Raw genomic sequence first — 23,489 nt, forward strand, 5'->3', positions numbered from 1 at the left:
AAGCTACAAGCACCGGAGCACAATGCTTGATCCTGCTGTTACAAAGTCTGACTGACCTGGGCGCGGGAAGGTTCCCACAAAAATCCCTTCAATTGCGGCTGGCCAGCAGCTTGTCCTGCGCCGCATTACGCAATGCCGCGATGACACAAGGCTCAAGGCGTCCTTCAGCGATCAGCACGTCGCGATGCAAACCGTCGACCACATCCGTCAGCAGGCGTTTGTCATTCAACTGGAGCTGATTGAACTCGCGCTCGACCACGGTCGCGCCGATAGCATTCTTCAGGGTTACCCGGCATTCGCCACGAATGCCTGACGAGGTCAATGTGACCTGATACGGGCTCATCGCCTCACCCAGCAACAGACTGATACTTTCCATCCCTATCACCCCTCAATAGTCCGAAACAACGTGCCTGGGGCATGCCTACAACAGATGACCGCTGGCCCGAGAAGAAAGTTCTGGATACTGACTGCAGGTGAACCTGCCGCTCAGTCAAGTGAGCATGCACGGCGAACATGACAGAGAAAAAACGCAACCATCACGTCTGTCGGGTACGCCGGGCGATATCGGCCCAGCCCCCCAACAATCCTCGTAGCTGGCCATCGGCCGTGTAAAACGGCACCGTCCACTGGTAGATATCCCTGACACCGTCCTTGAACATCAATTGACGCTCGAAGAAGCGCGTCCTGCGTGTACTCAACTGCGCCAGAAACTCGGCGTGCAGCAGTTCCGCGGTTTGTCTGGGCATGACATCGACCTCGATCAACTGTCGCCCCTGCATCCGGTCAAAACGCGTCGACAAGGCGTCCTCATAACTCTTGTTGCACATGATCAAACGCCCTTGAAGATCACGGACAAACATCGGGTCAGGCATGGCATCCATCAGGGCATGCTGGAAGGCGAGCTGATCGCGCAGGCTGCTTTGGGCCTCGACCCGTTGCCTGACCACCACCGCCAACCGCCGATTCCAGAGCAGGGACAACAGGCCGAACAGGCTGAGCACAAGCATGCCCCAGCAGACCCACTGGTCAATCCGCTGCCAGAGGCCAGGCGGCTGTGGCACGGTAGCGCCGCCGAACCACTTCAGGCGAAGGTCGCGCAGCTCCTGCGCAGGAAACGCCTCAAGCGCCTTGTTGAGGATACTCAGCAACTGCGGCTGACCTTTGCGCAACGTCAGATAATCCGCATCCCATTTGCCCGGCACCACAGCCCCGATCTGCAGCCGACCCGACGGAAAATGCTGGGCGCCGATTTCATTTTCGATGGTGACGTAGGCTTCGTCGCTTTCAACCCAGGCACGGGCTTCTGTGTAGGTTTTGACCGAACGCAATTCGATGGACGGATAATCACGACGGATCACCGTTTCCAGTGCATGCCGGGTCGGCAGCACCAGTACCCGCTTCGCCATATCCTCCAGCGACTGCACCGGCGGAGCCCCAGCCTGCCCGACAAAGACCCATCCGGCACCGCCGAACGCATGGCTGAAATCGAGAAATACCTTGCGTTCGTCATTCATCGCCAGGGTCGTACTCAAATTCGCCGCGCCGCTTTCCAGATGGGCCAGCATCTGATCGGTGGAAAAAGACTGTTCGTAAACGAACTGCAACCCCGTCATGTCACTGATGCGCTTGAGCAGGTCACTGTTCAAGCCCGTCCATTGGCCATGTTCATCCTTGAACAGGTATAACGGATATTCCAGTGCCGTGACCACGACCCGTGGATGGCTGGCCATCCACTGCAACTCCTGTTCATCCAGCACGACCATTGAGCGTGCGTCAGACTTCCCACGATCCTGAAGCGATGCAGAGCTCGCCCCTCCCCATTCGGCGATTCCCAGCATGCCGAATAAAAACAGCCAGCGCGCGACTGGCTTGAACACACTTGTAAACAGCATTCCCATGTCCTTGGTGATCCATTCGCCTGTCCTTTCACGGCGATGACACGACAAGTGTGCATGCAGAAATGAAAAAGCCCGTCAGGAGACGGGCTTCAAAATGTTACAGCGCTGACCGGTTACAGCGGCTTGCCGCGGTTGCCATGCTGACTGACAAAGGCCTGCACGGCCTTCAGGTCATTTGGCAATACGGTGCAACGTTCGTCTCGTTCAAACAAATCAGAAAGATGTGCAGGCAGTTCGAGTGCTTTTCCTACGCCGGCTTTTTCCACGGCGTCCGGGAATTTGACCGGGTGGGCAGTGCCCAGGATCACCATTGGAATGTCCAGGCTGCGACGGCATTCCCGCGCAGCTTTCACGCCGATGGCAGTGTGCGGATCCAGCACTTCACCGGTCTGCTCGTAGACTTCAGCAATGGTTTCGCAGGTTTGCGCGTCATCCACGGCCAGCGAGTCGAACAACTTGCGGGCTTCGGTCCAGCGCTCTTGCTCGACGCTGAAACCGCCGCCCTGCTTGAACGAATCCATCAGCCCGGCGATGGCCGCGCCGTTGCGACCGTGCAGGTCGAACAGCAGGCGTTCGAAGTTCGACGACACCATGATGTCCATGGACGGCGACAGCGTGGCGTGCAGGGTTTCCTTGACGTACTGGTTGCCGCTCATGAAGCGGTGCAGGATATCGTTGCGGTTGGTGGCGACGATCAACTGGTTGATCGGCAGCCCCATGTTGCGCGCCAGGTAACCGGCGAAGATGTCGCCGAAGTTGCCAGTCGGCACCGAGAACGCCACCGAACGCGCCGGGCCGCCCAGTTGCAGGGCCGCATGGAAGTAGTAAACGATCTGGGCCATGATCCGCGCCCAGTTGATCGAGTTCACGGCGACCAGGCGAGTGCCCTTGAGGAAGCCCTGGTCGGCGAAGCTCGCCTTGACCATTTCCTGGCAGTCATCGAAGTTGCCTTCGATGGCGATGTTGTGGATGTTCTCACCGAAGATGGTGGTCATCTGCCGACGCTGCACTTCGGACACACGGTTGTGCGGGTGCAGGATGAAGATGTCGACGTTTTCGCAGTGCTTGCAGCCTTCGATGGCGGCCGAGCCGGTGTCACCGGAGGTGGCGCCGACGATCACCACGCGCTCGCCGCGTTTTTCCAGCACGTAGTCGAGCAAACGACCGAGCAATTGCAGGGCGAAGTCCTTGAACGCCAGGGTCGGGCCGTGGAACAGCTCCAGCACCCATTCGTTGCCGTTCAGCTGACGTAGCGGCGCAACGGCGCTGTGGGCGAACACACCGTAGGTTTCTTCAAGGATTTTCTTGAAATCGGCATCCGGGATGCTGCCGGTGACGAACGGGCGCATCACCCGAAAAGCCAGCTCGTGATACGGCAGGCCGGCCCACGAAGCGATTTCTTCCTGGGTGAAACGTGGCAGGTTTTCCGGGACGTACAGACCGCCGTCGGTGGCAAGGCCTGCCAGCAGGACGTCTTCGAAATTCAGGGCCGGTGCCTGGCCGCGGGTACTGATGTAACGCATGACTGACTCCAATGGACAGTGTTCGTAGTGCCGGGCCCGCAAGCGAGCCCGGTCAACGATATCGGCTTAGTTCAGGTGCTCGACGCGGATCCGTACAACCGGACCGACCACACCCGCCAGGGCTTCCAAAGCAGCGATGGCATCGTTGATGCGCTGTTCCAGCACACGGTGGGTCAGCAGGATCATCGGCACCAGGCCGTCGTGCTCCTCGGCTTCCTTCTGCATGATCGACTCGATGTTGATGCCGCGCTCCGAGAGGATGCTCGCGACCTGAGCCAGTACGCCCGGATGGTCCTTGGCCTGAATACGCAGGTAGTAGGCGCTTTCGCAGGCTTCGATCGGCAGGATCGGGTGAGCCGACAGCGAATCCGGCTGGAACGCCAGGTGCGGTACGCGGTTTTCCGGGTCGGAAGTCATGGCGCGAACCACGTCCACCAGGTCGGCGATCACCGACGAAGCGGTCGGTTCCATTCCGGCGCCAGCGCCGTAGAACAGGGTCGAACCGGCAGCATCGCCGTTGACCATCACCGCATTCATCACGCCGTTGACGTTGGCGATCAGGCGATCGGCCGGGATCAGCGTCGGGTGCACGCGCAGTTCGATACCGGCCGCGGTGCTGCGCGCCACGCCCAGGTGCTTGATGCGGTAGCCCAGCGCTTCGGCGTAGTTGACGTCGGCGGTGGTCAGCCTGGTGATGCCTTCGGTGTAGGCCTTGTCGAATTGCAGCGGGATACCGAACGCAATGGACGCCAGGATCGTCAGCTTGTGAGCGGCGTCGATACCCTCGACGTCGAAGGTCGGATCGGCTTCGGCGTAACCCAGTGCCTGGGCTTCGGCCAATACGTCTTCGAAGGTGCGACCCTTCTCGCGCATTTCCGTCAGGATGAAGTTGCCGGTGCCATTGATGATCCCGGCTACCCAGTTGATACGGTTGGCGGACAGGCCTTCGCGGATCGCCTTGATTACCGGGATGCCACCGGCCACCGCTGCTTCGAACGCAACGATCACGCCCTTCTCGCGGGCCTTGGCGAAAATTTCATTACCGTGAACGGCGATAAGCGCCTTGTTCGCGGTGACCACATGCTTGCCATTCTCGATGGCCTTGAGTACCAGCTCGCGGGCAACGGTGTAGCCGCCCATCAGCTCTATAACGATGTCGATCTCAGGGTTCGTGGCCACTTCGAAGACATCGTTGGTAATCGCAATACCGGTCGTTTGGAACTGAGGCTTTGGCGTGCGCATGGCAATTTGTGCCACTTCGATCCCACGCCCGGCACGACGAGCAATTTCCTCGGCGTTGCGCTGAAGTACGTTGAAGGTACCGCCACCGACGGTTCCTAACCCACAGATGCCTACTTTGACCGGTTTCACTGTGAACTCCCCATAAAACGGCCGACTCGAGGCCGGCCGTGAAAACAACCGCATACTCGCGGCTCTCTATTGATGGCCCGGCGATGTCGCTGCCGGACCATGATCGTCAAGGCTTGCCGTGACGATGCGAATTACTTCGCGCCCAGCGCCAGTTTGGCGACTTGTGGCGCAGGCTGGTAGCCCGGAATGACCTGACCGTCGGCCAAAACGATGGCCGGTGTGCCGTTCACGCCAATCGACTGGCCGAGTGCGAACTGTTTGGAAACCGGGTTATCGCACTTGGCGGCCTTGATTTCCTTGCCGTCGACCATTTTGTCCATGGCCGCTTTCTTGTCTTTCGAGCACCACACCGCTTGCAGCTGCTCGTCACCCGGCGAACCAAGGCCCTGACGCGGGAACGCCACGTAACGCACTTCGATGCCGCGCTTGTTCAGCTCGGGCACTTCGGCGTGCAGCTTGTGGCAGTACGGGCAGGTGGTGTCGGTGAATACGGTGATGTGCGACTTGGTTTCGCCAATGGCCGGGTAGACAACGGTTTCGGCAACAGGAATATCGTTGATCAGCTTGGAGATGCCCAGGCGTTCGGTCTTCTCGGTCAGGTTGACCGGCTTGCCGTCCTTGAGATCGAACAGGTAGCCCTGAACCACGTACTGGCCGTCGGCACTGGCATACAGCACGCGGCTGCCTTTGAGCTTGACTTCGTACAGGCCGGGCAACGGGCTGGCGGTGATGGTCTCTACCGGCACTTCGAGCTGGAGGTTTTCCAGGCTTTTACGAATGGCCTTGTCGGCCGCGTCATCGGCGACGGCAAAGGTGCTGACCAACGCAATGGCTGCGGCGGCGAAAATCTGGGTCAGACGCATGAGAACTCCTGAAGGCGAACATATGGGACGATCAGAACGCCCGTGCCGAAACACCGGGTCATAACCGCCCATCGTGCAAACTGGCCCAGCCTATCACATAAGGTTCGCATGGCCGAATGCACCTGATGCAAGACATTGTGATCACCACAACCCCCTGTGGGAGCGAGCTTGCTCGCGATGACGGCATCACATCCAAAACATGTATCGACTGTCCGGCCGCTATCGCGAGCAAGCTCGCTCCCACAGGTTTTTCGGTTACCCCCGCGGATGGTGTTTGGCATGCAGATCCTGCAACCGTGCACGGGCAACATGGGTGTATATCTGCGTGGTCGACAGATCACTGTGCCCCAGCAGCATCTGCACCACCCGCAGGTCTGCACCGTGGTTGAGCAGGTGCGTGGCGAAGGCATGACGCAAGGTGTGTGGCGACAGTGACTTGCCGATCCCCGCCACCTTGGCCTGATGCTTGATCCGGTGCCAGAAGGTCTGGCGGGTCATCTGCTCGCCACGCTGACTGGGAAACAACACATCGCTGGGACGCCCGCCCAGCAGTTCACTGCGCGCATCACGCATGTAGCGCTCGACCCAGACAATCGCCTCCTCACCCATTGGCACCAGTCGCTCCTTGCTGCCCTTACCCATCACCCGCAACACGCCCTGGCGCAAATTGACCTGTTCCAGGGTGAGGCTGATCAGCTCGGTCACCCGCAAGCCGCAAGCGTAAAGCACTTCGAGCATGGCGCGGTCGCGCTGACCGATGGCTTCACTCAGATCCGGCGCCTTCAGCAGCGCTTCCACGTCTGCTTCCGACAAGGATTTTGGCAACGGCCTGCCAAGTTGCGGCATATCGACGCGTAACGTCGGATCGACTGTAATCAACTTTTCCCGTAGCAAGTAGCGATAAAAGCCACGCACACCCGAGAGAAATCGAGCAGTGGAACGGGGCTTGTAGTTTTGCTCCAGACGCCAGGCCAGATGATCAAGGATCAACTCGCGCCCGGCGTTGATCAACTCCAGCCCATTCTCCTGCAACCAACCGTTGAACAGCGCGAGGTCACTGCGATAGGCGTCTCGAGTGTTTTCGGAGAGACCTTTCTCCAGCCAAAGAGCGTCGAGAAACTGGTCAATCAGGGGATGATCAATGGCAGGCATAAAGGCTCAGGCAAGACCGGCAATACGGCCAGGGAAGATAAATCGCAGACAACAAAAAAGCAGCCCGCAGGCTGCTTTTTTTTGCATCGGAAGCTGGACTTAAGCCAGTTTTTCCTTGATGCGAGCTGCTTTACCCGACAGGTCGCGCAGGTAGTACAGCTTGGCTTTACGTACGTCACCGCGACGCTTGACAGCCATGCTGTCGATTTGCGGGGAGTAGGTCTGGAAAGTACGCTCTACGCCAACACCGTTGGAGATTTTACGAACGGTGAATGCACTGTTTACGCCGCGGTTACGCTTGGCGATAACAACACCTTCGAACGCTTGCAGACGCGAACGGTCGCCTTCCTTCACTTTCACCTGAACGACAATGGTGTCGCCCGGGGCAAAGGTAGGGATCTCTTTGGTCATCTGCTCTGCTTCGAGTGCAAGGATGATTTTGTTAGTCATGCTGTGCTCCTAAGGTAAATCGTCGGATCTACCATCGATACGTTGTTAACTATCGTCCCGCTCGCGGATGTATTCCTCGAGCAGCTTCTTCTCTTCTCCAGAAAGCGAGCGGCTTTCCAGAAGATCGGCGCGTCGTTCAAAGGTCCGACCAAGGGACTGCTGTAAACGCCAACGCCGGATGTGCGCGTGATTGCCACTTAGCAATACGTCGGGAACACGCTGATCCGCATACACCTCCGGTCGGGTGTAGTGCGGGCAATCCAGCAAACCATCCGTAAAGGAATCTTCCTCGGCGGAGTCCGCATGCCCTAAAGCTCCAGGCAGCAGTCGTGTAACCGCATCGATCAGGACCATCGCCGGCAGCTCGCCGCCAGACAGTACATAGTCGCCAATCGACCACTCTTCATCGACATGAGCATCAATAAAACGCTCGTCAATGCCTTCATAGCGGCCGGCAATCAGGATCAATGCATCCAGATTCGCCAACTCGCGTACCGCCGACTGAGTCAGTTGACGGCCTTGGGGGGACAGGTAAATTACCTTCGCCGCCTCCCCGGCTGCTGCCTTGGCCTGAACCAGAGCATCTTCCAGGGGCTTGATCTTCATCACCATGCCCGGACCACCGCCAAACGGGCGATCGTCCACAGTGTGATGTCGATCCGTCGTGTAGTCTCGCGGATTCCAACAGGTGAGCTGCAAGAGCCCCTGTTTCACCGCCCGACTGGTGATGCCGTAATCGCTGATGGCGGAAAACATCTCGGGAAACAGACTGATCACTTCTACGCGCAAGTTAGCCACGTTAGAAATCCGCGTCCCAATCCACCTTCATCTCGCCTGCTGCCAGGTCGATGGCCAACACGCATTGCTCCGTATAGGGCAACAGGCGTTCGCGATCATCCAGGCTGCCAGCGCAAGGCTTGACCACCATGACATCGTTCGAGCCGGTCTCCAGCAGGTGATCGATTTTCCCGAACAGTTGCCCGAGAGTGTCGATGACCTTGAGACCTTCCAGCTGGTACCAGTAGTACTCGCCGTCGGTCAGTTCAGGGAACAGGTTGCGCGGCACGCAGATCTCATAACCGGCCAGAAGACGAGCTTCTTCGCGATCATCGAGACCCTTGAGCTTTGCGACCAGGAATTTGTCGTTCCCGCGTCCGCTGACCAGCTCTACCTGCTTTACATTACCGTCACGCTTGAGCGTCCAGGTTTTGTAGTCCAGCAGGTTTTTAATCGGATCAGTAAAGGAGTACACCTTCACTTCGCCGCGAACGCCGTGAACAGAATAAATCTTGCCGATAACGATCAAATCATCAGCAATGGCTGGCGTCGCGTTCATATTGCTCAGGCCGCAGCCTTAGCAGATTCCTTCAACAACTGAGCAACGCGCTCAGAAGGTTGTGCACCAACGCTCAGCCAGTAGGCTACGCGCTCTTGGTTCACGGACAGACGAACTTCCTGACCACGGGCAACAGGGTTGAAGTAGCCAACCTGTTCCTTGTGCGAACCGTCGCGCGGGTTGCGGCTGTCGGTTACGGTCAAGTGGTAAAACGGGCGCTTTTTGGAGCCGCCAAGGGCAAGACGGATTGTTAGCATGTGAACATCGTTCCTGTAGTCGGTGCTGCAAATCTAAAGGCACAGCGGGCATGGGTGCCCGAAAGGCCGCATATTCTAAGGAATATCCGGACTTTTGCAAATGACTTTTTCCGGCGGTCTATCGGCCGCCATGCAGATTTGCTATAGAGCCGTCGTTGAAAACGGCCGATCAGCTCCCGCCAAGTGCGGGTTTGCTGTGTATCCCACGTCCGTGTGGGGCAGCGCCGACCTGATGGCCGGCGCGGATTCTTTACATTTTCGGCATACCGCCGCCGGGCAACATTCCGCCCATGCCGCGCATCATCTTGGCCATTCCGCCTTTCGCGGAGAATTTCTTCATCATCTTCTGCATCTGCTTGTGCTGCTTGATCAAGCGGCCGATGTCCTGCACCTGGGTGCCGGAACCCATGGCGATCCGACGCTTGCGCGAACCGCTGATCATCTCAGGGTCGCGGCGCTCGGCCGGGGTCATGGAGTTGATGATGGCTTCCATCTGCTTGAATTGCTTTTCTGCCGCGCCCTGGGCGTTGCCCATTTGCGCCAGGTTCACGCCACCCATGTTCGGCAGCTTGTCCATGAGCCCGCCGAGGCCGCCCATGTTTTTCATCTGTTGCAGCTGATCGCGGAAGTCTTCGAGGTCGAAGCCCTTGCCCTTCTTCAACTTTTTAGCAAGCTTGTCGGCTTTGTCCTTGTCGAGCGTCGCCTCCGCCTGCTCGATCAGGCTGAGCACGTCGCCCATGCCGAGGATGCGCGAGGCGATACGTTCAGGATGGAACGGATCGAGCGCTTCGCTCTTCTCGCCCATACCGATGAACTTGATCGGCTTGCCGGTGATGGCACGCACCGACAGCGCGGCACCGCCACGGGCGTCGCCGTCGACCTTGGTCAGGATCACACCGGTCAGCGGCAATGCATCGCCGAAGGCCTTGGCCGTGTTGGCGGCGTCCTGGCCGGTCATGGCGTCGACCACGAACAAGGTTTCGACCGGGTTGATCGCGGCATGCAGTGCCTTGATCTCGCCCATCATCTCTTCATCGATGTGCAGGCGACCGGCGGTATCGACGATGACCACGTCGATGAATTTTAGCTTTGCTTCCTTAATAGCCGCTTGCGCGATCTCGACCGGCTTCTGGCTCAGGTCGGACGGGAAGAAGGTAACGCCGACTTCACCGGCGAGCATTTCCAGCTGCTTGATCGCCGCGGGACGGTAAACGTCGGCGGACACGACCATGACCGACTTCTTCTTGCGCTCTTTAAGGAAGCGCGCGAGTTTGCCGGCGGTAGTGGTTTTACCGGCGCCCTGCAAACCGGCCATCAGGATGACCGCTGGCGGCACGGCGCTCAGGTTCAAATCTTCGTTGGCCGCGCCCATCAGGCTTTCAAGTTCGGCCTGGACGATCTTCACGAAGGCCTGGCCCGGCGTCAGGCTGCGCGACACCTCGGTGCCTACGGCACGTTCCTTGACCGAATTGACGAAGTCCTTGACCACCGGCAGGGCGACGTCGGCTTCGAGCAACGCCATGCGCACTTCGCGCAGGGTGTCTTTGATGTTGTCTTCAGTCAGCTTGGCCTTGCCGGTGACATGGCGCAGCGTCTGCGAGAGACGGTCGGTTAAGTTTTCAAACATTGCGCGATCCTTTCAGGCCCTGTGTAGACCGGGATAATGGCGGCCCGGACCGGACTAAACGTGTGCTCGGCGAGCCTGCGGCGTGGGCAGGTCGCGGATTATAGCGAAGACTGTGGCTGGCGGACACCTCGCTGTCGGCTTGCGCGGTCTTTCGTGTGGCAGGGGTTCTATGCCAAACTCAGCGACTTTCGGGCTTGCCTAACAGGATTTATGCTCCCCTTGTCACCCAGCTTGCTTACTACCCTCGCCGCCGCCTGCTTGTATGCCGCTGCGACCATATATCAGGGCACTCGCCTGGCTTCCGGCGCCAAGGTCAACAAACGCCTGCTGGTCATGCTCGGCGTGCTCGCCGTATTGGCCCACAGCGCCAGCCTGCTCACCCACCTGCTGACCCCGGGCGGCCTGGCCCTGGACTTCTTCAGTGCCGCCAGCCTGATTGCCGTAGCGGTCATCGCATTGACCCTGCTGGCCTGCTCGCGGATTCCTGTGGAGAACCTGCTGGTCCTGCTGTTCCCGCTTGGCGCCCTTACCGTGATGCTGGCGCATTTTGCTCCCGCCGGCACGGTACAGGTCATCGATGAGGAGCCGGGCATCCTCGCCCACATCCTGCTTTCGATTCTGGCCTACGGCATGTTCACTATCGCGGTGTTCCAGGCCTTGCTGCTGCTGGTTCAAGACCATCAGCTCAAGCACAAGCACCCATCCGGGCTGATCAAGAACTTCCCGCCACTGCAAACCATGGAAAGCCTGCTGTTCGGTTTCCTCTGGGCCGGCTGGACGCTGTTGTCGCTGTCGCTGATTTCCGGCTGGCTGTTCGTCGAAAACCTGTTCGCCCAGCATCTGGTGCACAAAACCCTGCTGGCCTGCCTGGCCTGGGTCGTTTTCAGCGTGCTGCTGTGGGGACGCAATCGCCTCGGCTGGCGCGGGCACAAAGCGATTCGCTGGACCCTGGCCGGTTTTTGCCTGCTGATGCTGGCGTATTTCGGCAGCAAACTGGTTCGTGAATACATCCTGCATATCTGACGGGCGGCATTAATGGACGACTTGCCCATAGGGCCGATGCTCGCGGTAGTGACCCTGCTGATTTTATGGTCGGGACTGTTTACCGCCATCGAAGCGGCGCACCAGCATTTACTGGCCCAGCGCACCGCAACGCGTTCCAGCGACAAACCGGTGGCGAAACTCAGCTTCCCCTTGGCCAGCCTGATTTTTTGCAACACCCTCTGCCGTGCACTCGTGGTAGTCATCAGCACCTTGCTGGCAATTTTTACCTGGGCCGAGAACGGCCCGTGGGTCGCTTGCCTTGGGGCGGGCGCCATTTTGCTGGTGTTTTCCGACTATTTGCCCCGAGCGCTCGCCACCCGCTATCCGGATGCGATCCTGGCCCAGGGCAACAATCTGTTGCGCGTGCCGCTGAAAATCATCTATCCCGCGGCATGGTTGCTCAACAGCATCAGTCAATTGCTGATGCGACCGTTCGCCCGTAAAGCCAAAGTAGTACAGCAGAGTGACGACGAAACGCTGAAGGAGCGGCATGCGCCCTCCGAAACCGTAAGCCGCCCTCACCCGCTGCCAGGCATCCACGCGCTGGACAACATTACCGTCAATGACATCCTGGTACCGCGCAGCGACGTGGACGGCATCAATCTCGATGACCCCATCGAAGAAATCATCGAGCAATTGCGCCACAACAGACGTACTCGCCTGCCGGTGTTCCACAGTGATATCAACCAGGTCGAAGCCGTCCTCAACACCCGACACATCCTGCACTTGCTGCCCGATGCGAGCCTGACCCGGGAAGCGTTGCTGGCGGCCAGTCACGAGCCGTACTTCGTGCCGGAAAGTACCCCGTTGCAGTTGCAACTGCTCAATTTCCATAAGCAGCAGCGGCGCCTGGGCATGGTGGTCGACGAATACGGCGAAGTGCTGGGCATTGTCACCCTGGAAGACATTCTCGAAGAAATCGTCGGTGAGTTCGAAAGCCAGCACAGCGTGGACAATCCGCACATTCATCCGCAAGCCGACGGACGCCTGGTGATCGACGGTGCCGCCTCCATTCGCGAGCTGAACAAGAGCCTCGGCTGGCACCTGCCCAGCGATGGCCCGAAAACCCTGAACGGCTTGGTCACCGAGGCCCTGGAAACCATTCCCGAAAGCGCGGTGTGCCTGAAGATCGGCCGCTACCGCCTGGAAATTCTCGAGACCGAGGACAATCGTGTCACGCGGGTGCTGATCTGGCAGACCAGCTCGATGCCTGTGGTTATCTAAAGGTCAACGCAGCTTTCCGTGGCGACTCAAGCCTCTTGTTCGATCGTTAGCCACCTTTCTATAATCGAAGCGCTTACCCAAGCCTCGCCGGCCCCGTGCTTACCCCGCACTTCGCAGCTTCCGGCCCGACCATCAACAAGAACCGCAGCAAACCGACGACTGTTCCTACCTGAAACAGCGACCGCGCCCTCACCCACATCCCTGGGTTCTCGACCATAATAATTCGCTCCACCGGAGCACATGACTGTCAGGGATAACCGCATGACGACCAGCACGACTTACAGCGACTCCACGCCTGCGCAACCGACGAACTCAGCCACCCGCGTGGCCACCGCGAGTTTTATCGGCACAGCCATCGAGTTCTATGACTTCTACGTTTACGCCACCGCCGCTGCGCTGGTGATCGGCCCGGTGTTCTTTCCACAGACATCCGGCACCGCCCAGATGCTTTCGGCGTTTCTCACGTTCGGTATCGCCTTCCTTGCACGCCCCTTGGGTTCAGCCCTTTTCGGTCACTTCGGTGACCGTATCGGTCGCAAATCGACCCTGGTCGCATCGCTGCTGCTGATGGGCGTATGCACCACGCTGATCGGCGTGCTGCCAGGTTACGACAGCATTGGCGCCTGGGCACCGATCCTGCTTTGCGTCCTGCGCTTCGGACAAGGCCTTGGATTGGGCGGTGAATGGGGTGGCGCGGCATTGCTGGCCACGGAGAACGCGCCGAAAGGCAAACGCGCATGGTTCGGCATGTTCCCGCAGCTGGGTCCATCCATCGGCTTTCTGGCGGCCAACGGCTTGTTCCTGACCCTGGCCGTGGTGCTGGACGATGACCAGTTCCGCTCGTGGGGCTGGCGTATTCCGTTCCTGCTCAGCGCGGCGCTGGTGATGGTCGGCCTGTACGTGCGCCTCAAGCTGCATGAGACCCCGGTATTCGCCAACGCCATGGCGCGCCAGGAACGAGTGAAGATCCCGCTGTTCGAGCTGTTCGGCCAATACTGGGCGCCCGTCTTGCTGGGCGCCGGCGCGATGGTGGTGTGCTACGCGCTGTTTTACATCTCCACCGTGTTTTCCCTGAGTTACGGCGTGGCAACGCTCGRCTACAGCCGTGAAACCTTCCTCGGGCTGCTGTGCTTCGCCGTGCTGTTCATGGCTGCCGCCACCCCGCTGTCGGCCTGGGCCAGCGACCGCTACGGGCGCAAACCGGTGCTGATCATCGGTGGCGTGCTGGCGATCCTGTCCGGCTTCCTCATGGAGCCACTACTGACCCAAGGCTCGACCTGGGGTGTGGCGTTGTTCCTGTGCATCGAACTGTTTCTGATGGGCGTGACATTTGCGCCGATGGGTGCGCTGCTGCCGGAACTGTTCCCCACCCACGTGCGCTACACCGGCGCCTCAGCGGCCTACAATCTGGGCGGTATCGTCGGCGCTTCCGCGGCGCCGTTCTTCGCCCAGAAACTGGTGGCGATGGGCGGGTTGAGTTACGTCGGCGGTTATGTGTCCGGGGCGGCGGTACTGAGTTTGATTGCGGTGCTGTGCCTGAAGGAAACACGGCATAACGATTTGAATCAGGTCGCCTGATAGATTGCAATCGCGAGCAAGCTCGCTCCCACAAGTTAAGCGTCGCCCACAAAATGGTGGTGCGGCACATATCTCTGTGGGAGCGAGCTTGCTCGCGATGGGGCCTTCACTGACTAAATAGATCTCGATTTGCCACAGCTTTTCCCCCACCCACCGTCACCTCGCTCTACGCGCATCGGCTCATCCCCGCTATACTTCCCGGCTTTTCCTGAATAAATGCCAATAGGGTCCCGCCGCGCATGGATAAGACCTACCAGCCGCACGCCATTGAAACTTCCTGGTACAACACCTGGGAGTCAGAGAATTACTTCGCCCCGCAAGGCGCGGGCGAGTCCTACACCATCATGATCCCGCCGCCGAACGTCACCGGCAGCCTGCACATGGGTCACGGCTTCAACAACGCGATCATGGACGCCCTGATCCGTTTCCGCCGCATGCAGGGCCGTAACACCCTGTGGCAGCCGGGTACCGACCACGCCGGTATCGCCACGCAGATGCTGGTAGAGCGTCAGCTCGAAGCCAAGGGCCAGAGCCGCCATGACCTGGGCCGCGAGAAATTCCTCGAGAAAGTCTGGGAGTGGAAGGATGAGTCCGGCGGCAATATCAGCCGTCAGATCCGTCGCCTCGGTTCGTCCGTAGATTGGAGCCGCGAGCGCTTCACCATGGACGACGGCCTCTCGGAAGCCGTTAAAGAAGCTTTCGTTCGCCTGCACGAAGATGGCCTGATCTACCGCGGCAAGCGCCTGGTCAACTGGGACACCAAGCTGCACACGGCGATTTCCGACCTGGAAGTTGAGAACCATGACGAGAAAGGTTTCCTGTGGAACCTGAAATACCCGCTGGCCGACGGCGCCAGGACCGCTGAAGGCAACGACTTCCTGATCGTCGCGACCACTCGCCCGGAAACCATGCTCGGCGACTCCGCCGTGGCCGTTAACCCGAACGATGAACGCTACAAAGCCCTGATCGGCAAATTTGTCGAGCTGCCGCTGGTTGGCCGCCGCATCCCGATCGTCGCCGACGATTACTGCGACCCTGAATTCGGCACCGGCTGCGTGAAAATCACCCCGGCCCACGACTTCAACGACTATGAAGTCGGCAAGCGTCACAACCTGCCGCTGCTGAACATCTTCGACAAAAACGCAGCCGTCCTGCCGGCTTGCCAGGTGTTCAACCTCGACGGCACGCTGAACGAAACCATCGACGGCAAGATCCCGGCTGAATACGCCGGCCTCGACCGCTTCGAAGCCCGCAAGCAGATCGTGGCCGCGTTCGACGCTGCCGGTCTGTTGGTCAGTGTTGACGATCACGCCCTGAAAGTACCGAAAGGCGACCGCTCCGGCACCGTCATCGAGCCATGGCTGACCGACCAGTGGTATGTGTCCACCAAGCCTTTGGCCGAGCCTGCGATTGCCGCCGTTGAAGACGGTCGCATCCAGTTCGTGCCGAAACAGTACGAAAACATGTACTTCTCGTGGATGCGCGACATCCAGGACTGGTGCATCAGTCGTCAGCTGTGGTGGGGCCACCGGATTCCGGCCTGGTACGACGAGTCGGGCAAAGTCTACGTCGGTCGCGACGAAGCCGAAGTGCGTGCCAAGCACAACCTCGGCCCGGACGTTGCGCTGCAACAGGACAACGACGTTCTCGACACCTGGTTCAGCTCGGGCCTGTGGACGTTCTCCACCCTCGGCTGGCCGGAAAAAACCGAGTTCCTGAAGAAATTCCACTCCACCGACGTCCTGGTGACTGGCTTCGACATCATTTTCTTCTGGGTTGCCCGGATGATCATGCTCACCATGCATTTGGTGAAAAACGAAGACGGCACGCCGCAGGTTCCGTTCAAGACTGTGTACGTGCATGGCCTGGTGCGTGACGGCCAGGGCCAGAAGATGTCCAAGTCCAAGGGCAACGTCCTGGACCCGCTGGACATCATCGACGGCATCGAGCTGGAAGCACTGGTGCAGAAACGCACCTCTGGCATGATGCAGCCGAAACTGGCGAAGAAGATCGAGAAGCAGACCCGCGACGAGTTCGCCGAAGGCATCGCCAGCTACGGCACCGACGCCCTGCGCTTCACCTTCTGCTCGCTGGCATCCACCGGCCGTGACATCAAGTTCGACATGGGCCGCGTCGAAGGCTATCGCAACTTCTGCAACAAGATCTGGAACGCGGCGCGCTACGTGCTGGACAAGGGCGAAGACTGTGGCCAGAACGGCGAAGCCTACGAACTGTCGCTGGCCGATCGCTGGATCATTTCGCAGCTGCAACGCACCGAAGCCGAAGTGACCCGCCAGCTCGATCAGTTCCGTTTCGACCTGGCGGCACAAGCCTTGTACGAGTTCATCTGGAACCAGTATTGCGACTGGTACCTGGAGCTGTCCAAGCCGGTGCTGTGGGACGAAAACGCGCCGGTCGAACGCCAGCGCGGCACCCGTCGCACCCTGGTGCGTGTACTGGAAGTCGCCCTGCGTCTGGCGCATCCGTTCATGCCGTTCATCACCGAAGAAATCTGGCAGCGCATCGCGCCGCTGGCCAGTATCGAAGGCAAGACGATCATGCTGCAACCTTGGCCAGTGGCCAACGAAACACGCATCGATCAGGCGGCCGAAGATGACATCGAATGGCTCAAGGGCCTGATGCTCGGAACCCGTAACATCCGTGGCGAAATGAACATCGGCCCGGGCAAACCGCTGCCGCTGTTCCTGAAGAACGTAAGCGCCGAGGATCAGCGTCGTCTGACCGAGAACGAAGCCCTGCTGAAGAAGCTGGCGCGCCTCGAATCGATCACCGTACTGGCTGCCGGCGACGAAGCTCCGCTGTCCGCCACCGCGCTGGTCGGCGAGATGGAGGTGCTGGTGCCAATGGCTGGCCTGATCGACAAAGGTGCGGAACTGGCGCGTCTGGACAAGGAAATCCAGCGTTTGCAGGGTGAAGTGCAACGTGTCGGCGGCAAGCTGTCCAATGCCGGTTTCGTTGACAAGGCGCCAGCCGAAGTCATCGACAAAGAACGCGCCAAACTGGCCGAGGCCGAACAGGCCCTGGGCAAGCTGGCCGAGCAGCATGCGCGGATTGCCAGTTTGTAACGGCAGATCGCAATGAAAGAGGGAGGCCTGCAATGGTCTCCCTTTTTTGTGCCTGCCATGTTTTCACAACTCAGGAAGATCCCACAGGGTTATGTGCTGATTACCACAATTGGGTTCACATCGGCCGGATGTGGGACAATGCCCGCCACTTTCAGCCATACCCGAATCGACCACACCCATGACCGCCCCCCGCTCCCCCAAGCCTGCGCGCCAAAAACCTGCTCCGAAGACTCCGGCCACGGCCGTCGCCCCGAAGGAAAAGGCCAGCCTGCACCCGCGCAATCGCCATCAGGGTCGCTACGACTTTCCGGCGCTGATCAAAAGCGCCCCGGAACTGAAGAAGTTCGTGATCATCAATCCGTACGGCAAGGAAAGCATCGACTTCGCCAGCCCGGAAGCCGTGCGGGTGTTCAACCGGGCGCTGCTCAAGTCGTTCTATGGCATCGCTCACTGGGACATTCCGGCCGACTACCTGTGCCCACCGGTGCCAGGCCGTGCCGATTACGTGCACTTCCTCGCCGACCTGCTGGCCAGCAGCAATGACGGTGTGATCCCCCGGGGCGCCGCCGTGAAGGTGCTGGACATCGGCATGGGCGCCAACTGCGTGTATCCGCTGATCGGTTACAGCGACTATCGCTGGCAGTTCCTTGGCTCCGATATCGATGCGACCGCCGTTGCCGCGGCGAAGGCCATCATTCAATCCAATGGCCTGAACAAAGCGATCCAGGTACGCCAGCAGAGTAATCCCAAGCAGATCCTCACAGGCCTGCTGGAGAGCGCAGAGCGGTTCGACCTGACCATGTGCAACCCGCCATTCCACGCCTCGCTGGACGAGGCCACACGGGGCAGCACGCGCAAATGGCGAGCCTTGGGCAAAGCCGATCCGAAACGCAAGCTGCCGGTGTTGAACTTTGGCGGGCAAGCGGCGGAATTGTGGTGTGAGGGCGGAGAGGTGCGTTTCGTCACGCAACTGGTCAGCGAGAGCGTGCAGGTGGCACAACAAGTACTGTGGTTCAGCACGCTGGTGTCAAAGGCGTCGAACCTGCCGGCGATCCAGACCGCCTTGAAAAGGGCCGGCGCGCTGGACAGCCAGGTGGTCGAAATGGGCCAGGGACAAAAGCAGAGCCGCTTCGTCGCCTGGACCTTCCAGACCAACGCGCAGCAACAGGCCTGGCGCCAGGCGCGATGGACCAAGGCTTCAGCGGAGTAGTTGTAGCGGACAAAAAAACCGTGCCCGGATTGTTCCAGTGCACGGCTTTTAACAAGTCTACTTGTGAACAACTTCGACCAGACCTTGATCAACAACCAGTTCAGCAACTTTTACTAATAAGTTTCGCATCAGCGTTTCGCCGGGCGAATTAGCTCGTTGAATTTACACGCACGCGGTTCCTTGCTCTCGCAATAGTACTGGGAATACCACTGCGTCCACGGATCCTTGATATCAATACTTACCAAAGTTTCTTTTTCTTTTTCTTTGCCCTGAAATCTCATATCCACCGCATCACCCTTTTGCAACAGGTAACCACAGCGCAGGATTTCGCCAATGACAGTGCTACCCTCGACATCCGTGTGAGATTTGAATACTGCTACGTCGAACTCACCCACCGGCCCACGGCCCTTTTGGGACACGCCGTACCACTCACCATCGCCGCTGACGATAGAGGCTATATAAACACCTGGAGCCTCCTCCTTGATGTCGGAAGGGTTTGGGCAGTACTCCGTGACATTTGCCCAGGCATGACCGGACGAAAGAATAGATATACACATCACTAGCTGTTTAAATTTCATAGAACCTTCCTGTAACTAACAACTGGAATTTAGTTTTTAGCTTTTACGCAAAGCCGAGCGCCACACCTGTTCGATACTACCGACTCAAGGCATACACTCAACTATCAGTGGCGTAGGAAAGTTCTCTATATATACGTGGAAAAAATGATCGTTGCGACAGACACAAAAAAACCGTGCCCGGATCGCTCCGGCGCACGGTTTTTTTAACAAGTCTTACTTGTTGACAGCGTCGGTCAGGCCTTTGGCCACAACCAGCTTGATCACTTTCTTGGCAGCGATTTCGATGGCAGCGCCAGTCGAAGGGTTACGGCCAGTACGGGCAGGGCGTTCAGTCACTTTCAGTTTGCCGATGCCTGGAAGAGTGATTTCGCCGCCGTTTTCCAGCTGATCGGCAACGATTTGGCCCAGTTGGTCCAGAGCGTTACGCGCGGTGGTTTTCGGCGCGTCGATAGCTTCAGCGATGTCGGCGATCAGTTGGTCTTTAGTAAGAGCCATTTAGTGTTCCTTCCCTATCAAATTCATATGGATTGCAGAGTGCAATGTCAGCCATCGAGCCCGATCTTCTGGATCTGGCACCCTCGGCCAAATAACCTCGGGATCGGGGTTATAGATACCGAAATCAGGGTTTGGTTCGACCTGACAAATGCTGACTGCACGCTTAACGCAGTGACTTCGCGCAAGACCGGGCAAAGCTAGCACACAGACGTGGAAATATCCGCCTCTAGCTACCCATTTGGTCAGCTTTATTGCGCTAAAACAGGAAAAAAACGCATAAGCGCCGTCGGTCGCCCGTCAATTGCCCTTCGCACCGCGCCAAAACCAGTGGTTGCGGTACACTGGGCGCTTTTTCGGGGGAGCACGCCCTCCTCTCTTCATTCAGCCGAGAAGCCCATGCCGATCCGTCATTGCATCGTCCACCTGATCGACAAAAAACCCGACGGCACACCCGCAGTTCTCCACGCCCGTGACTCTGAGCTGGCTGAGTCCGCGGCCATCGAGAACATGCTCGCCGACCTCAACGAAAGCTATAACGCCAAACAGGGTAAAGCCTGGGGCCTGTTCCATCCGGAATCCGGCGCGTTCCCGTTCAGCGGCTGGCTGAAGGAGTACCTCGAGGGCGGCCAGGATTTCACTGCATTCAGCCGTGTGGCAGTCGAGCATCTGCAAAAGCTGATGGAAGAGTCGAACCTGTCGGTCGGCGGCCACGTGCTGTTCGCGCACTACCAACAAGGCATGACCGACTACCTGGCCATCGCCCTGCTGCACCACAGTGAAGGCGTGGCCGTGACCGACGAGCTGGACGTGACCCCGTCCCGTCACCTGGACCTTGGCCAGTTGCACCTGGCCGCGCGGATCAACGTTTCCGAGTGGCAGAACAACAAACAATCCAAGCAGTACATTTCGTTCATAAAAGGCAAGAACGGCAAAAAGGTTTCGGAGTATTTCCGCGACTTCATCGGCTGTCAGGAAGGCGTCGACGGTCCGGGTGAAACCCGCACCCTGCTCAAAGCCTTCAGCGATTTCGTCGAAAGCGAAGACCTGCCGGAAGACGACGCCCGCGAGAAGACCAAGACCCTGGTGGATTACGCCAGCAGCCAGGCGAAACTCGGCGAACCGATGGGTCTGGAAGAATTGTCAGGGCTGATCGACGAAGAACGCCCGAAGGCCTTCTACGATCACATCCGCAACAAGGATTACGGTCTGTCGCCGGAAATCCCGGCCGATAAACGCACCCTGAACCAGTTCCGCCGGTTCACTGGCCGCGCCGAAGGCCTGTCGATCAGTTTCGAAGCGCACCTGCTGGGCTCGAAGATCGAGTACGACGAAGAAGCCGGCACGTTGATCATCAAGGGCCTGCCCACTTCGCTCACCGATCAGTTGAAGCGTCGCAACTGATGCTCGGCGGCGTACTGAAAAAATTCCTGCTGATCCTGCTGGTGGTCGTGGCTTATCAGAACTGGGGCAAGATCGAGCGAGTGTTCAATCCTTCGCAGGTGGTGCCTGCGCAGACGGAGGCCCAGGCCAACGTCGTGCTCTACGCCACCGAGTGGTGTGGTTACTGCAAGCTGACCCGGCGCTTTCTCGATCAGAAAGGCATTCCGTACAAGGAATTCGATATCGAAAAGGATGCCGACGCTCGCAAGGACTATGCAGCCTTGGGTGGCGGCGGGATTCCGATCATCGATGTAAACGGAACCCTGATTCGCGGGTATGACCCGGATGCGATTTTGGCTGCGTTGAAATAACTGTGGGAGCGAGCTTGGTCCGGGCGGCGTTCCGACGATGAGGCCAACACATCCAACAATCTTGTTGAATGTCAGTCCGCCATCGCGAGCAAGCTCGCTCCCACAAGTTTCTTTCAGCAGGCTTCGATCCGGAAACCAAACCGCGGAAAGTGCACATGCACCACACCGCCACGCTCGTCCTTGCGTCGCACGATCAATTCTTCGCTACCGGCAAACAGCAGCTCTCCCACGACCGGATCAACGCCATAGTCCGTGGCCGCGATCACTACCTGTTGCCCCGCCTTGAATCCATTGGGATCGACAAACTGCTCATCCGGCAATGCCGCTGGCGTGGACGCGCGCGCCACTGCCAGAGCCTCCTCGGAGCTCATCTCGCTGGACGCACCATGACCGAAGCCCAAAACCCTCGCATGCCAGGCGACAACCGCCGGATAAGCATCGACCAGGGGCGCCGTGACCGGCGTCGCCTTGAGAAACCACAGCGAATGAGCCAAAGCGAAGTCGGCAATCGACGGTTCGCCAAACAGGTAATCGCCTTCTTCGCGCTGCAACTGTTGCTCCAGGCGAGACATGATCGTCGGCCACTGGTGTCTGGCCTGCTCGGCGGACAGTTTTGTCGCACTACCACCACTGAACAAACCGGCGCGGTCGGCCAGAAACGCCTTGATCGCTTCCGGCGACAAATTGCCAAAGCGCACCGCTATCGATTCCGGCTGGAACACCAGGCTGACCGCATGCTGGAACACCACCGAATCGGCCCAGGCAGCAAACGATGCGGCGATCATTTCCTGACCTTCCGGGAAGAACGCTGGCAAGGCTTTTTCCTGTTCCAGTCGCCGGGCGATCAATGCCGTGTCGCAATAAATATCGGCACCGACCTGCAACACCGGCGTCTTGCGATAGCCACCGGTCAACGCCGTGAGATCCGGTTTGGGCATCACTGGCGAGATCTTCACCGAACGCCAGGACAAGCCCTTGAAGCCCAGCAGCAGGCGAGCCTTCTCGGCAAAGGGGGACGTCGGGTAATGATGCAGAATCAACTCGGACATGCTCGGCTCCGCCGCAAGGATCAGGAATCCGCAGCTTAGCGCGCAATCAGCTGGCAGCCTACAGATCTGCCTGATGGGAACTGATCATTCAGGGTGATAAGCCAGAGGCGGCGCTCGCCACCAGGCATTCCTTTGCGCTCTTCTTGAGCTGCTTGATCAGCCGTTCCTGACGCAACGCATCGCTTTTGTCGCGACAGCGTTCGGTGTAGACCAGGGCCATGGCCGGGCTGGAAAGAAAGAATCGCGCGCCCTTGCCGCTTTGATGCTTGGCGAAACGACGCACGGGATCATCGCTGATCCCACAATAGAGCGAACCGTTCGCAGCACGAACGAGGTAGACGAACCAGGTTTTGCTCGCGGGGGTGTCGGCGGCGACGGGGCTTTCGCTGAGGGTGGTCACGTAACGTTCAGGGCTTGAAAGGAAACAAGCCGCGATCTTATCAGCGACTGGCCTGGAATGCCTTCAGCCCCTTCAGGGCCTGTGAGCGAACGGCGTTGCGGACAAGTGGCGTCCAGCCCAGCAGCAAGCCTTTGAAACCCAGGGCCTGACGCGACCATGTCCACAGGTCGAAACTGTCGTGATGCTCGCAGATCTTGCCATCGCGAAAGACAAAGCGTGCCTGGATGTCATTGACCACGGCATTGCCGGTCTGACTGAACAGATAGGTCGCGACCCAATGGGCGCTACCGGTACGTTCATCGGCACGGACATGATCGAAGGTCAGGGAGAAATCCTTGGCGCGGCTGGTGAGCATGCACCACATATCGCCAGCATCACGACCACGAAGCTCGCCGAACGCCGGGTCACTGAACACCACGTCATCGGTGTAGCAGGCAGCCATCGCTTCGCCATCGAGACGCTGGAAGGCTTGGTAGAACCGGGTGATCAAGGCGCTGTGGACTTCACTCATGGGCAGACTTCCTGTTGTGCAATGGGTATCGAAAGATTGCCAGCACGATAGTCTGCAAATGGGTCGAACACTATCGGCATTCGCAA

Annotated in this window: 23 protein-coding genes; 7 read left to right on the forward strand and 16 right to left on the reverse strand. The window is 58.9% G+C overall.

The window, feature by feature from the left end; translation table 11 throughout:
• Positions 1 to 88: 88 nt before the first annotated feature.
• From AC1DRN_RS06855 to ffh, 11 genes are all read right to left on the reverse strand, one after another.
• On the reverse strand, positions 89 to 376 hold the full coding sequence (locus tag AC1DRN_RS06855) for a DUF3509 domain-containing protein (RefSeq protein ID WP_223459912.1): 288 nt from the start codon (positions 374 to 376) through the stop codon (positions 89 to 91).
• Positions 377 to 536: 160 nt separating this feature from the next.
• On the reverse strand, positions 537 to 1,892 hold the full coding sequence (locus AC1DRN_RS06860; protein WP_223459910.1) for a transporter substrate-binding domain-containing protein: 1,356 nt from the start codon (positions 1,890 to 1,892) through the stop codon (positions 537 to 539).
• A gap of 119 nt (positions 1,893 to 2,011) precedes the next feature.
• The gene (gene thrC, locus AC1DRN_RS06865; protein WP_223459908.1) at positions 2,012 to 3,421 is read right to left on the reverse strand and encodes a threonine synthase; all 1,410 of its coding nucleotides are present in this window, start codon (positions 3,419 to 3,421) and stop codon (positions 2,012 to 2,014) included.
• A gap of 66 nt (positions 3,422 to 3,487) precedes the next feature.
• A complete protein-coding gene (locus AC1DRN_RS06870) occupies positions 3,488 to 4,792 on the reverse strand; it encodes a homoserine dehydrogenase (protein ID WP_150672390.1) in 1,305 nt (434 codons plus the stop codon).
• 131 nt (positions 4,793 to 4,923) lie between these two features.
• Entirely contained in the window at positions 4,924 to 5,655 is a 732-nt protein-coding gene (dsbC, locus tag AC1DRN_RS06875) for a bifunctional protein-disulfide isomerase/oxidoreductase DsbC (RefSeq protein WP_007971283.1), read from the reverse strand.
• A gap of 255 nt (positions 5,656 to 5,910) precedes the next feature.
• Positions 5,911 to 6,807 carry a site-specific tyrosine recombinase XerD gene (gene xerD, locus AC1DRN_RS06880; protein ID WP_223459906.1) on the reverse strand — a complete coding sequence of 299 codons (897 nt, stop codon included), beginning with the start codon at positions 6,805 to 6,807 and terminating at the stop codon, positions 5,911 to 5,913.
• Positions 6,808 to 6,906: 99 nt separating this feature from the next.
• Positions 6,907 to 7,257, reverse strand: coding sequence for a 50S ribosomal protein L19 (rplS, locus tag AC1DRN_RS06885; RefSeq protein ID WP_003175895.1), 351 nt, complete (start codon positions 7,255 to 7,257; stop codon positions 6,907 to 6,909).
• 45 nt (positions 7,258 to 7,302) lie between these two features.
• The gene (gene trmD, locus AC1DRN_RS06890) at positions 7,303 to 8,055 is read right to left on the reverse strand and encodes a tRNA (guanosine(37)-N1)-methyltransferase TrmD (RefSeq protein ID WP_149419047.1); all 753 of its coding nucleotides are present in this window, start codon (positions 8,053 to 8,055) and stop codon (positions 7,303 to 7,305) included.
• Position 8,056: 1 nt separating this feature from the next.
• Positions 8,057 to 8,593 carry a ribosome maturation factor RimM gene (gene rimM / locus AC1DRN_RS06895; RefSeq protein ID WP_150754524.1) on the reverse strand — a complete coding sequence of 179 codons (537 nt, stop codon included), beginning with the start codon at positions 8,591 to 8,593 and terminating at the stop codon, positions 8,057 to 8,059.
• 5 nt (positions 8,594 to 8,598) lie between these two features.
• Entirely contained in the window at positions 8,599 to 8,850 is a 252-nt protein-coding gene (rpsP, locus tag AC1DRN_RS06900) for a 30S ribosomal protein S16 (RefSeq protein ID WP_007972721.1), read from the reverse strand.
• Positions 8,851 to 9,100: 250 nt separating this feature from the next.
• Positions 9,101 to 10,477, reverse strand: a complete 1,377-nt coding sequence (gene ffh / locus AC1DRN_RS06905) for a signal recognition particle protein (protein WP_056726162.1) — start codon at positions 10,475 to 10,477, stop codon at positions 9,101 to 9,103.
• A 210-nt stretch (positions 10,478 to 10,687) separates the two neighbouring features.
• Between ffh and AC1DRN_RS06910 the strand changes: the two genes are divergently transcribed.
• From AC1DRN_RS06910 to rlmF, 5 genes are all read left to right on the forward strand, one after another.
• The gene (locus AC1DRN_RS06910; protein ID WP_223459904.1) at positions 10,688 to 11,500 is read left to right on the forward strand and encodes a cytochrome C assembly family protein; all 813 of its coding nucleotides are present in this window, start codon (positions 10,688 to 10,690) and stop codon (positions 11,498 to 11,500) included.
• A gap of 12 nt (positions 11,501 to 11,512) precedes the next feature.
• A complete protein-coding gene (locus AC1DRN_RS06915) occupies positions 11,513 to 12,745 on the forward strand; it encodes a transporter associated domain-containing protein (RefSeq protein ID WP_223459901.1) in 1,233 nt (410 codons plus the stop codon).
• A 261-nt stretch (positions 12,746 to 13,006) separates the two neighbouring features.
• Positions 13,007 to 14,323, forward strand: coding sequence for an MFS transporter (locus tag AC1DRN_RS06920; RefSeq protein WP_477786659.1), 1,317 nt, complete (start codon positions 13,007 to 13,009; stop codon positions 14,321 to 14,323).
• A gap of 239 nt (positions 14,324 to 14,562) precedes the next feature.
• Positions 14,563 to 17,409, forward strand: coding sequence for a valine--tRNA ligase (locus AC1DRN_RS06925; RefSeq protein ID WP_223459896.1), 2,847 nt, complete (start codon positions 14,563 to 14,565; stop codon positions 17,407 to 17,409).
• 178 nt (positions 17,410 to 17,587) lie between these two features.
• Entirely contained in the window at positions 17,588 to 18,619 is a 1,032-nt protein-coding gene (rlmF, locus tag AC1DRN_RS06930; protein WP_223459893.1) for a 23S rRNA (adenine(1618)-N(6))-methyltransferase RlmF, read from the forward strand.
• A 128-nt stretch (positions 18,620 to 18,747) separates the two neighbouring features.
• On the opposite strand, the gene AC1DRN_RS06935 is transcribed toward rlmF, so the two are convergent.
• Both AC1DRN_RS06935 and AC1DRN_RS06940 read right to left on the reverse strand, forming a co-directional pair.
• Complete coding sequence (locus tag AC1DRN_RS06935) at positions 18,748 to 19,197, reverse strand: DUF3757 domain-containing protein (protein WP_223459891.1); 450 nt, start codon at positions 19,195 to 19,197, stop codon at positions 18,748 to 18,750.
• Between the two features lie 213 nt (positions 19,198 to 19,410).
• A complete protein-coding gene (locus tag AC1DRN_RS06940) occupies positions 19,411 to 19,692 on the reverse strand; it encodes an HU family DNA-binding protein (RefSeq protein ID WP_007905514.1) in 282 nt (93 codons plus the stop codon).
• Positions 19,693 to 20,088: 396 nt separating this feature from the next.
• Here AC1DRN_RS06940 and yejK point away from each other — a divergent pair, with 396 nt between their 5' ends.
• Both yejK and AC1DRN_RS06950 read left to right on the forward strand, forming a co-directional pair.
• Entirely contained in the window at positions 20,089 to 21,093 is a 1,005-nt protein-coding gene (yejK, locus tag AC1DRN_RS06945) for a nucleoid-associated protein YejK (RefSeq protein WP_008018580.1), read from the forward strand.
• Complete coding sequence (locus AC1DRN_RS06950; RefSeq protein WP_223459889.1) at positions 21,093 to 21,443, forward strand: glutaredoxin family protein; 351 nt, start codon at positions 21,093 to 21,095, stop codon at positions 21,441 to 21,443. Before yejK ends, AC1DRN_RS06950 begins: the two co-directional genes overlap by 1 nt.
• 113 nt (positions 21,444 to 21,556) lie before the next feature.
• On the opposite strand, the gene AC1DRN_RS06955 is transcribed toward AC1DRN_RS06950, so the two are convergent.
• The 3 genes from AC1DRN_RS06955 to AC1DRN_RS06965 form a co-directional block, all read right to left on the reverse strand.
• A complete protein-coding gene (locus AC1DRN_RS06955; protein ID WP_223459887.1) occupies positions 21,557 to 22,492 on the reverse strand; it encodes a glutathione S-transferase family protein in 936 nt (311 codons plus the stop codon).
• Between the two features lie 88 nt (positions 22,493 to 22,580).
• On the reverse strand, positions 22,581 to 22,892 hold the full coding sequence (locus AC1DRN_RS06960) for a GIY-YIG nuclease family protein (protein ID WP_223459885.1): 312 nt from the start codon (positions 22,890 to 22,892) through the stop codon (positions 22,581 to 22,583).
• Positions 22,893 to 22,932: 40 nt separating this feature from the next.
• Positions 22,933 to 23,403, reverse strand: a complete 471-nt coding sequence (locus AC1DRN_RS06965) for a nuclear transport factor 2 family protein (RefSeq protein ID WP_223459883.1) — start codon at positions 23,401 to 23,403, stop codon at positions 22,933 to 22,935.
• Positions 23,404 to 23,489 lie beyond the last annotated feature (86 nt).

The organism is Pseudomonas sp. P5_B3 (assembly GCF_056400405.1).

Excerpts from the sequence above, each read along its gene's own strand:
- AC1DRN_RS06855 (WP_223459912.1), bottom strand. The coding sequence starts at position 376 with ATGGAAAGTATCAGTCTGTTGCTGGGTGAGGCGATGAGCCCGTATCAG.
- AC1DRN_RS06860 (WP_223459910.1), bottom strand. The coding sequence starts at position 1,892 with ATGCTGTTTACAAGTGTGTTCAAGCCAGTCGCGCGCTGGCTGTTTTTA.
- thrC (WP_223459908.1), bottom strand. The coding sequence starts at position 3,421 with ATGCGTTACATCAGTACCCGCGGCCAGGCACCGGCCCTGAATTTCGAA.
- dsbC (WP_007971283.1), bottom strand. The coding sequence starts at position 5,655 with ATGCGTCTGACCCAGATTTTCGCCGCCGCAGCCATTGCGTTGGTCAGC.
- xerD (WP_223459906.1), bottom strand. The coding sequence starts at position 6,807 with ATGCCTGCCATTGATCATCCCCTGATTGACCAGTTTCTCGACGCTCTT.
- rplS (WP_003175895.1), bottom strand. The coding sequence starts at position 7,257 with ATGACTAACAAAATCATCCTTGCACTCGAAGCAGAGCAGATGACCAAA.
- rimM (WP_150754524.1), bottom strand. The coding sequence starts at position 8,593 with ATGAACGCGACGCCAGCCATTGCTGATGATTTGATCGTTATCGGCAAG.
- rpsP (WP_007972721.1), bottom strand. The coding sequence starts at position 8,850 with ATGCTAACAATCCGTCTTGCCCTTGGCGGCTCCAAAAAGCGCCCGTTT.
- ffh (WP_056726162.1), bottom strand. The coding sequence starts at position 10,477 with ATGTTTGAAAACTTAACCGACCGTCTCTCGCAGACGCTGCGCCATGTC.
- AC1DRN_RS06910 (WP_223459904.1), top strand. The coding sequence starts at position 10,688 with ATGCTCCCCTTGTCACCCAGCTTGCTTACTACCCTCGCCGCCGCCTGC.
- AC1DRN_RS06915 (WP_223459901.1), top strand. The coding sequence starts at position 11,513 with ATGGACGACTTGCCCATAGGGCCGATGCTCGCGGTAGTGACCCTGCTG.
- AC1DRN_RS06925 (WP_223459896.1), top strand. The coding sequence starts at position 14,563 with ATGGATAAGACCTACCAGCCGCACGCCATTGAAACTTCCTGGTACAAC.
- rlmF (WP_223459893.1), top strand. The coding sequence starts at position 17,588 with ATGACCGCCCCCCGCTCCCCCAAGCCTGCGCGCCAAAAACCTGCTCCG.
- AC1DRN_RS06935 (WP_223459891.1), bottom strand. The coding sequence starts at position 19,197 with ATGAAATTTAAACAGCTAGTGATGTGTATATCTATTCTTTCGTCCGGT.
- AC1DRN_RS06940 (WP_007905514.1), bottom strand. The coding sequence starts at position 19,692 with ATGGCTCTTACTAAAGACCAACTGATCGCCGACATCGCTGAAGCTATC.
- yejK (WP_008018580.1), top strand. The coding sequence starts at position 20,089 with ATGCCGATCCGTCATTGCATCGTCCACCTGATCGACAAAAAACCCGAC.
- AC1DRN_RS06950 (WP_223459889.1), top strand. The coding sequence starts at position 21,093 with ATGCTCGGCGGCGTACTGAAAAAATTCCTGCTGATCCTGCTGGTGGTC.
- AC1DRN_RS06955 (WP_223459887.1), bottom strand. The coding sequence starts at position 22,492 with ATGTCCGAGTTGATTCTGCATCATTACCCGACGTCCCCCTTTGCCGAG.
- AC1DRN_RS06965 (WP_223459883.1), bottom strand. The coding sequence starts at position 23,403 with ATGAGTGAAGTCCACAGCGCCTTGATCACCCGGTTCTACCAAGCCTTC.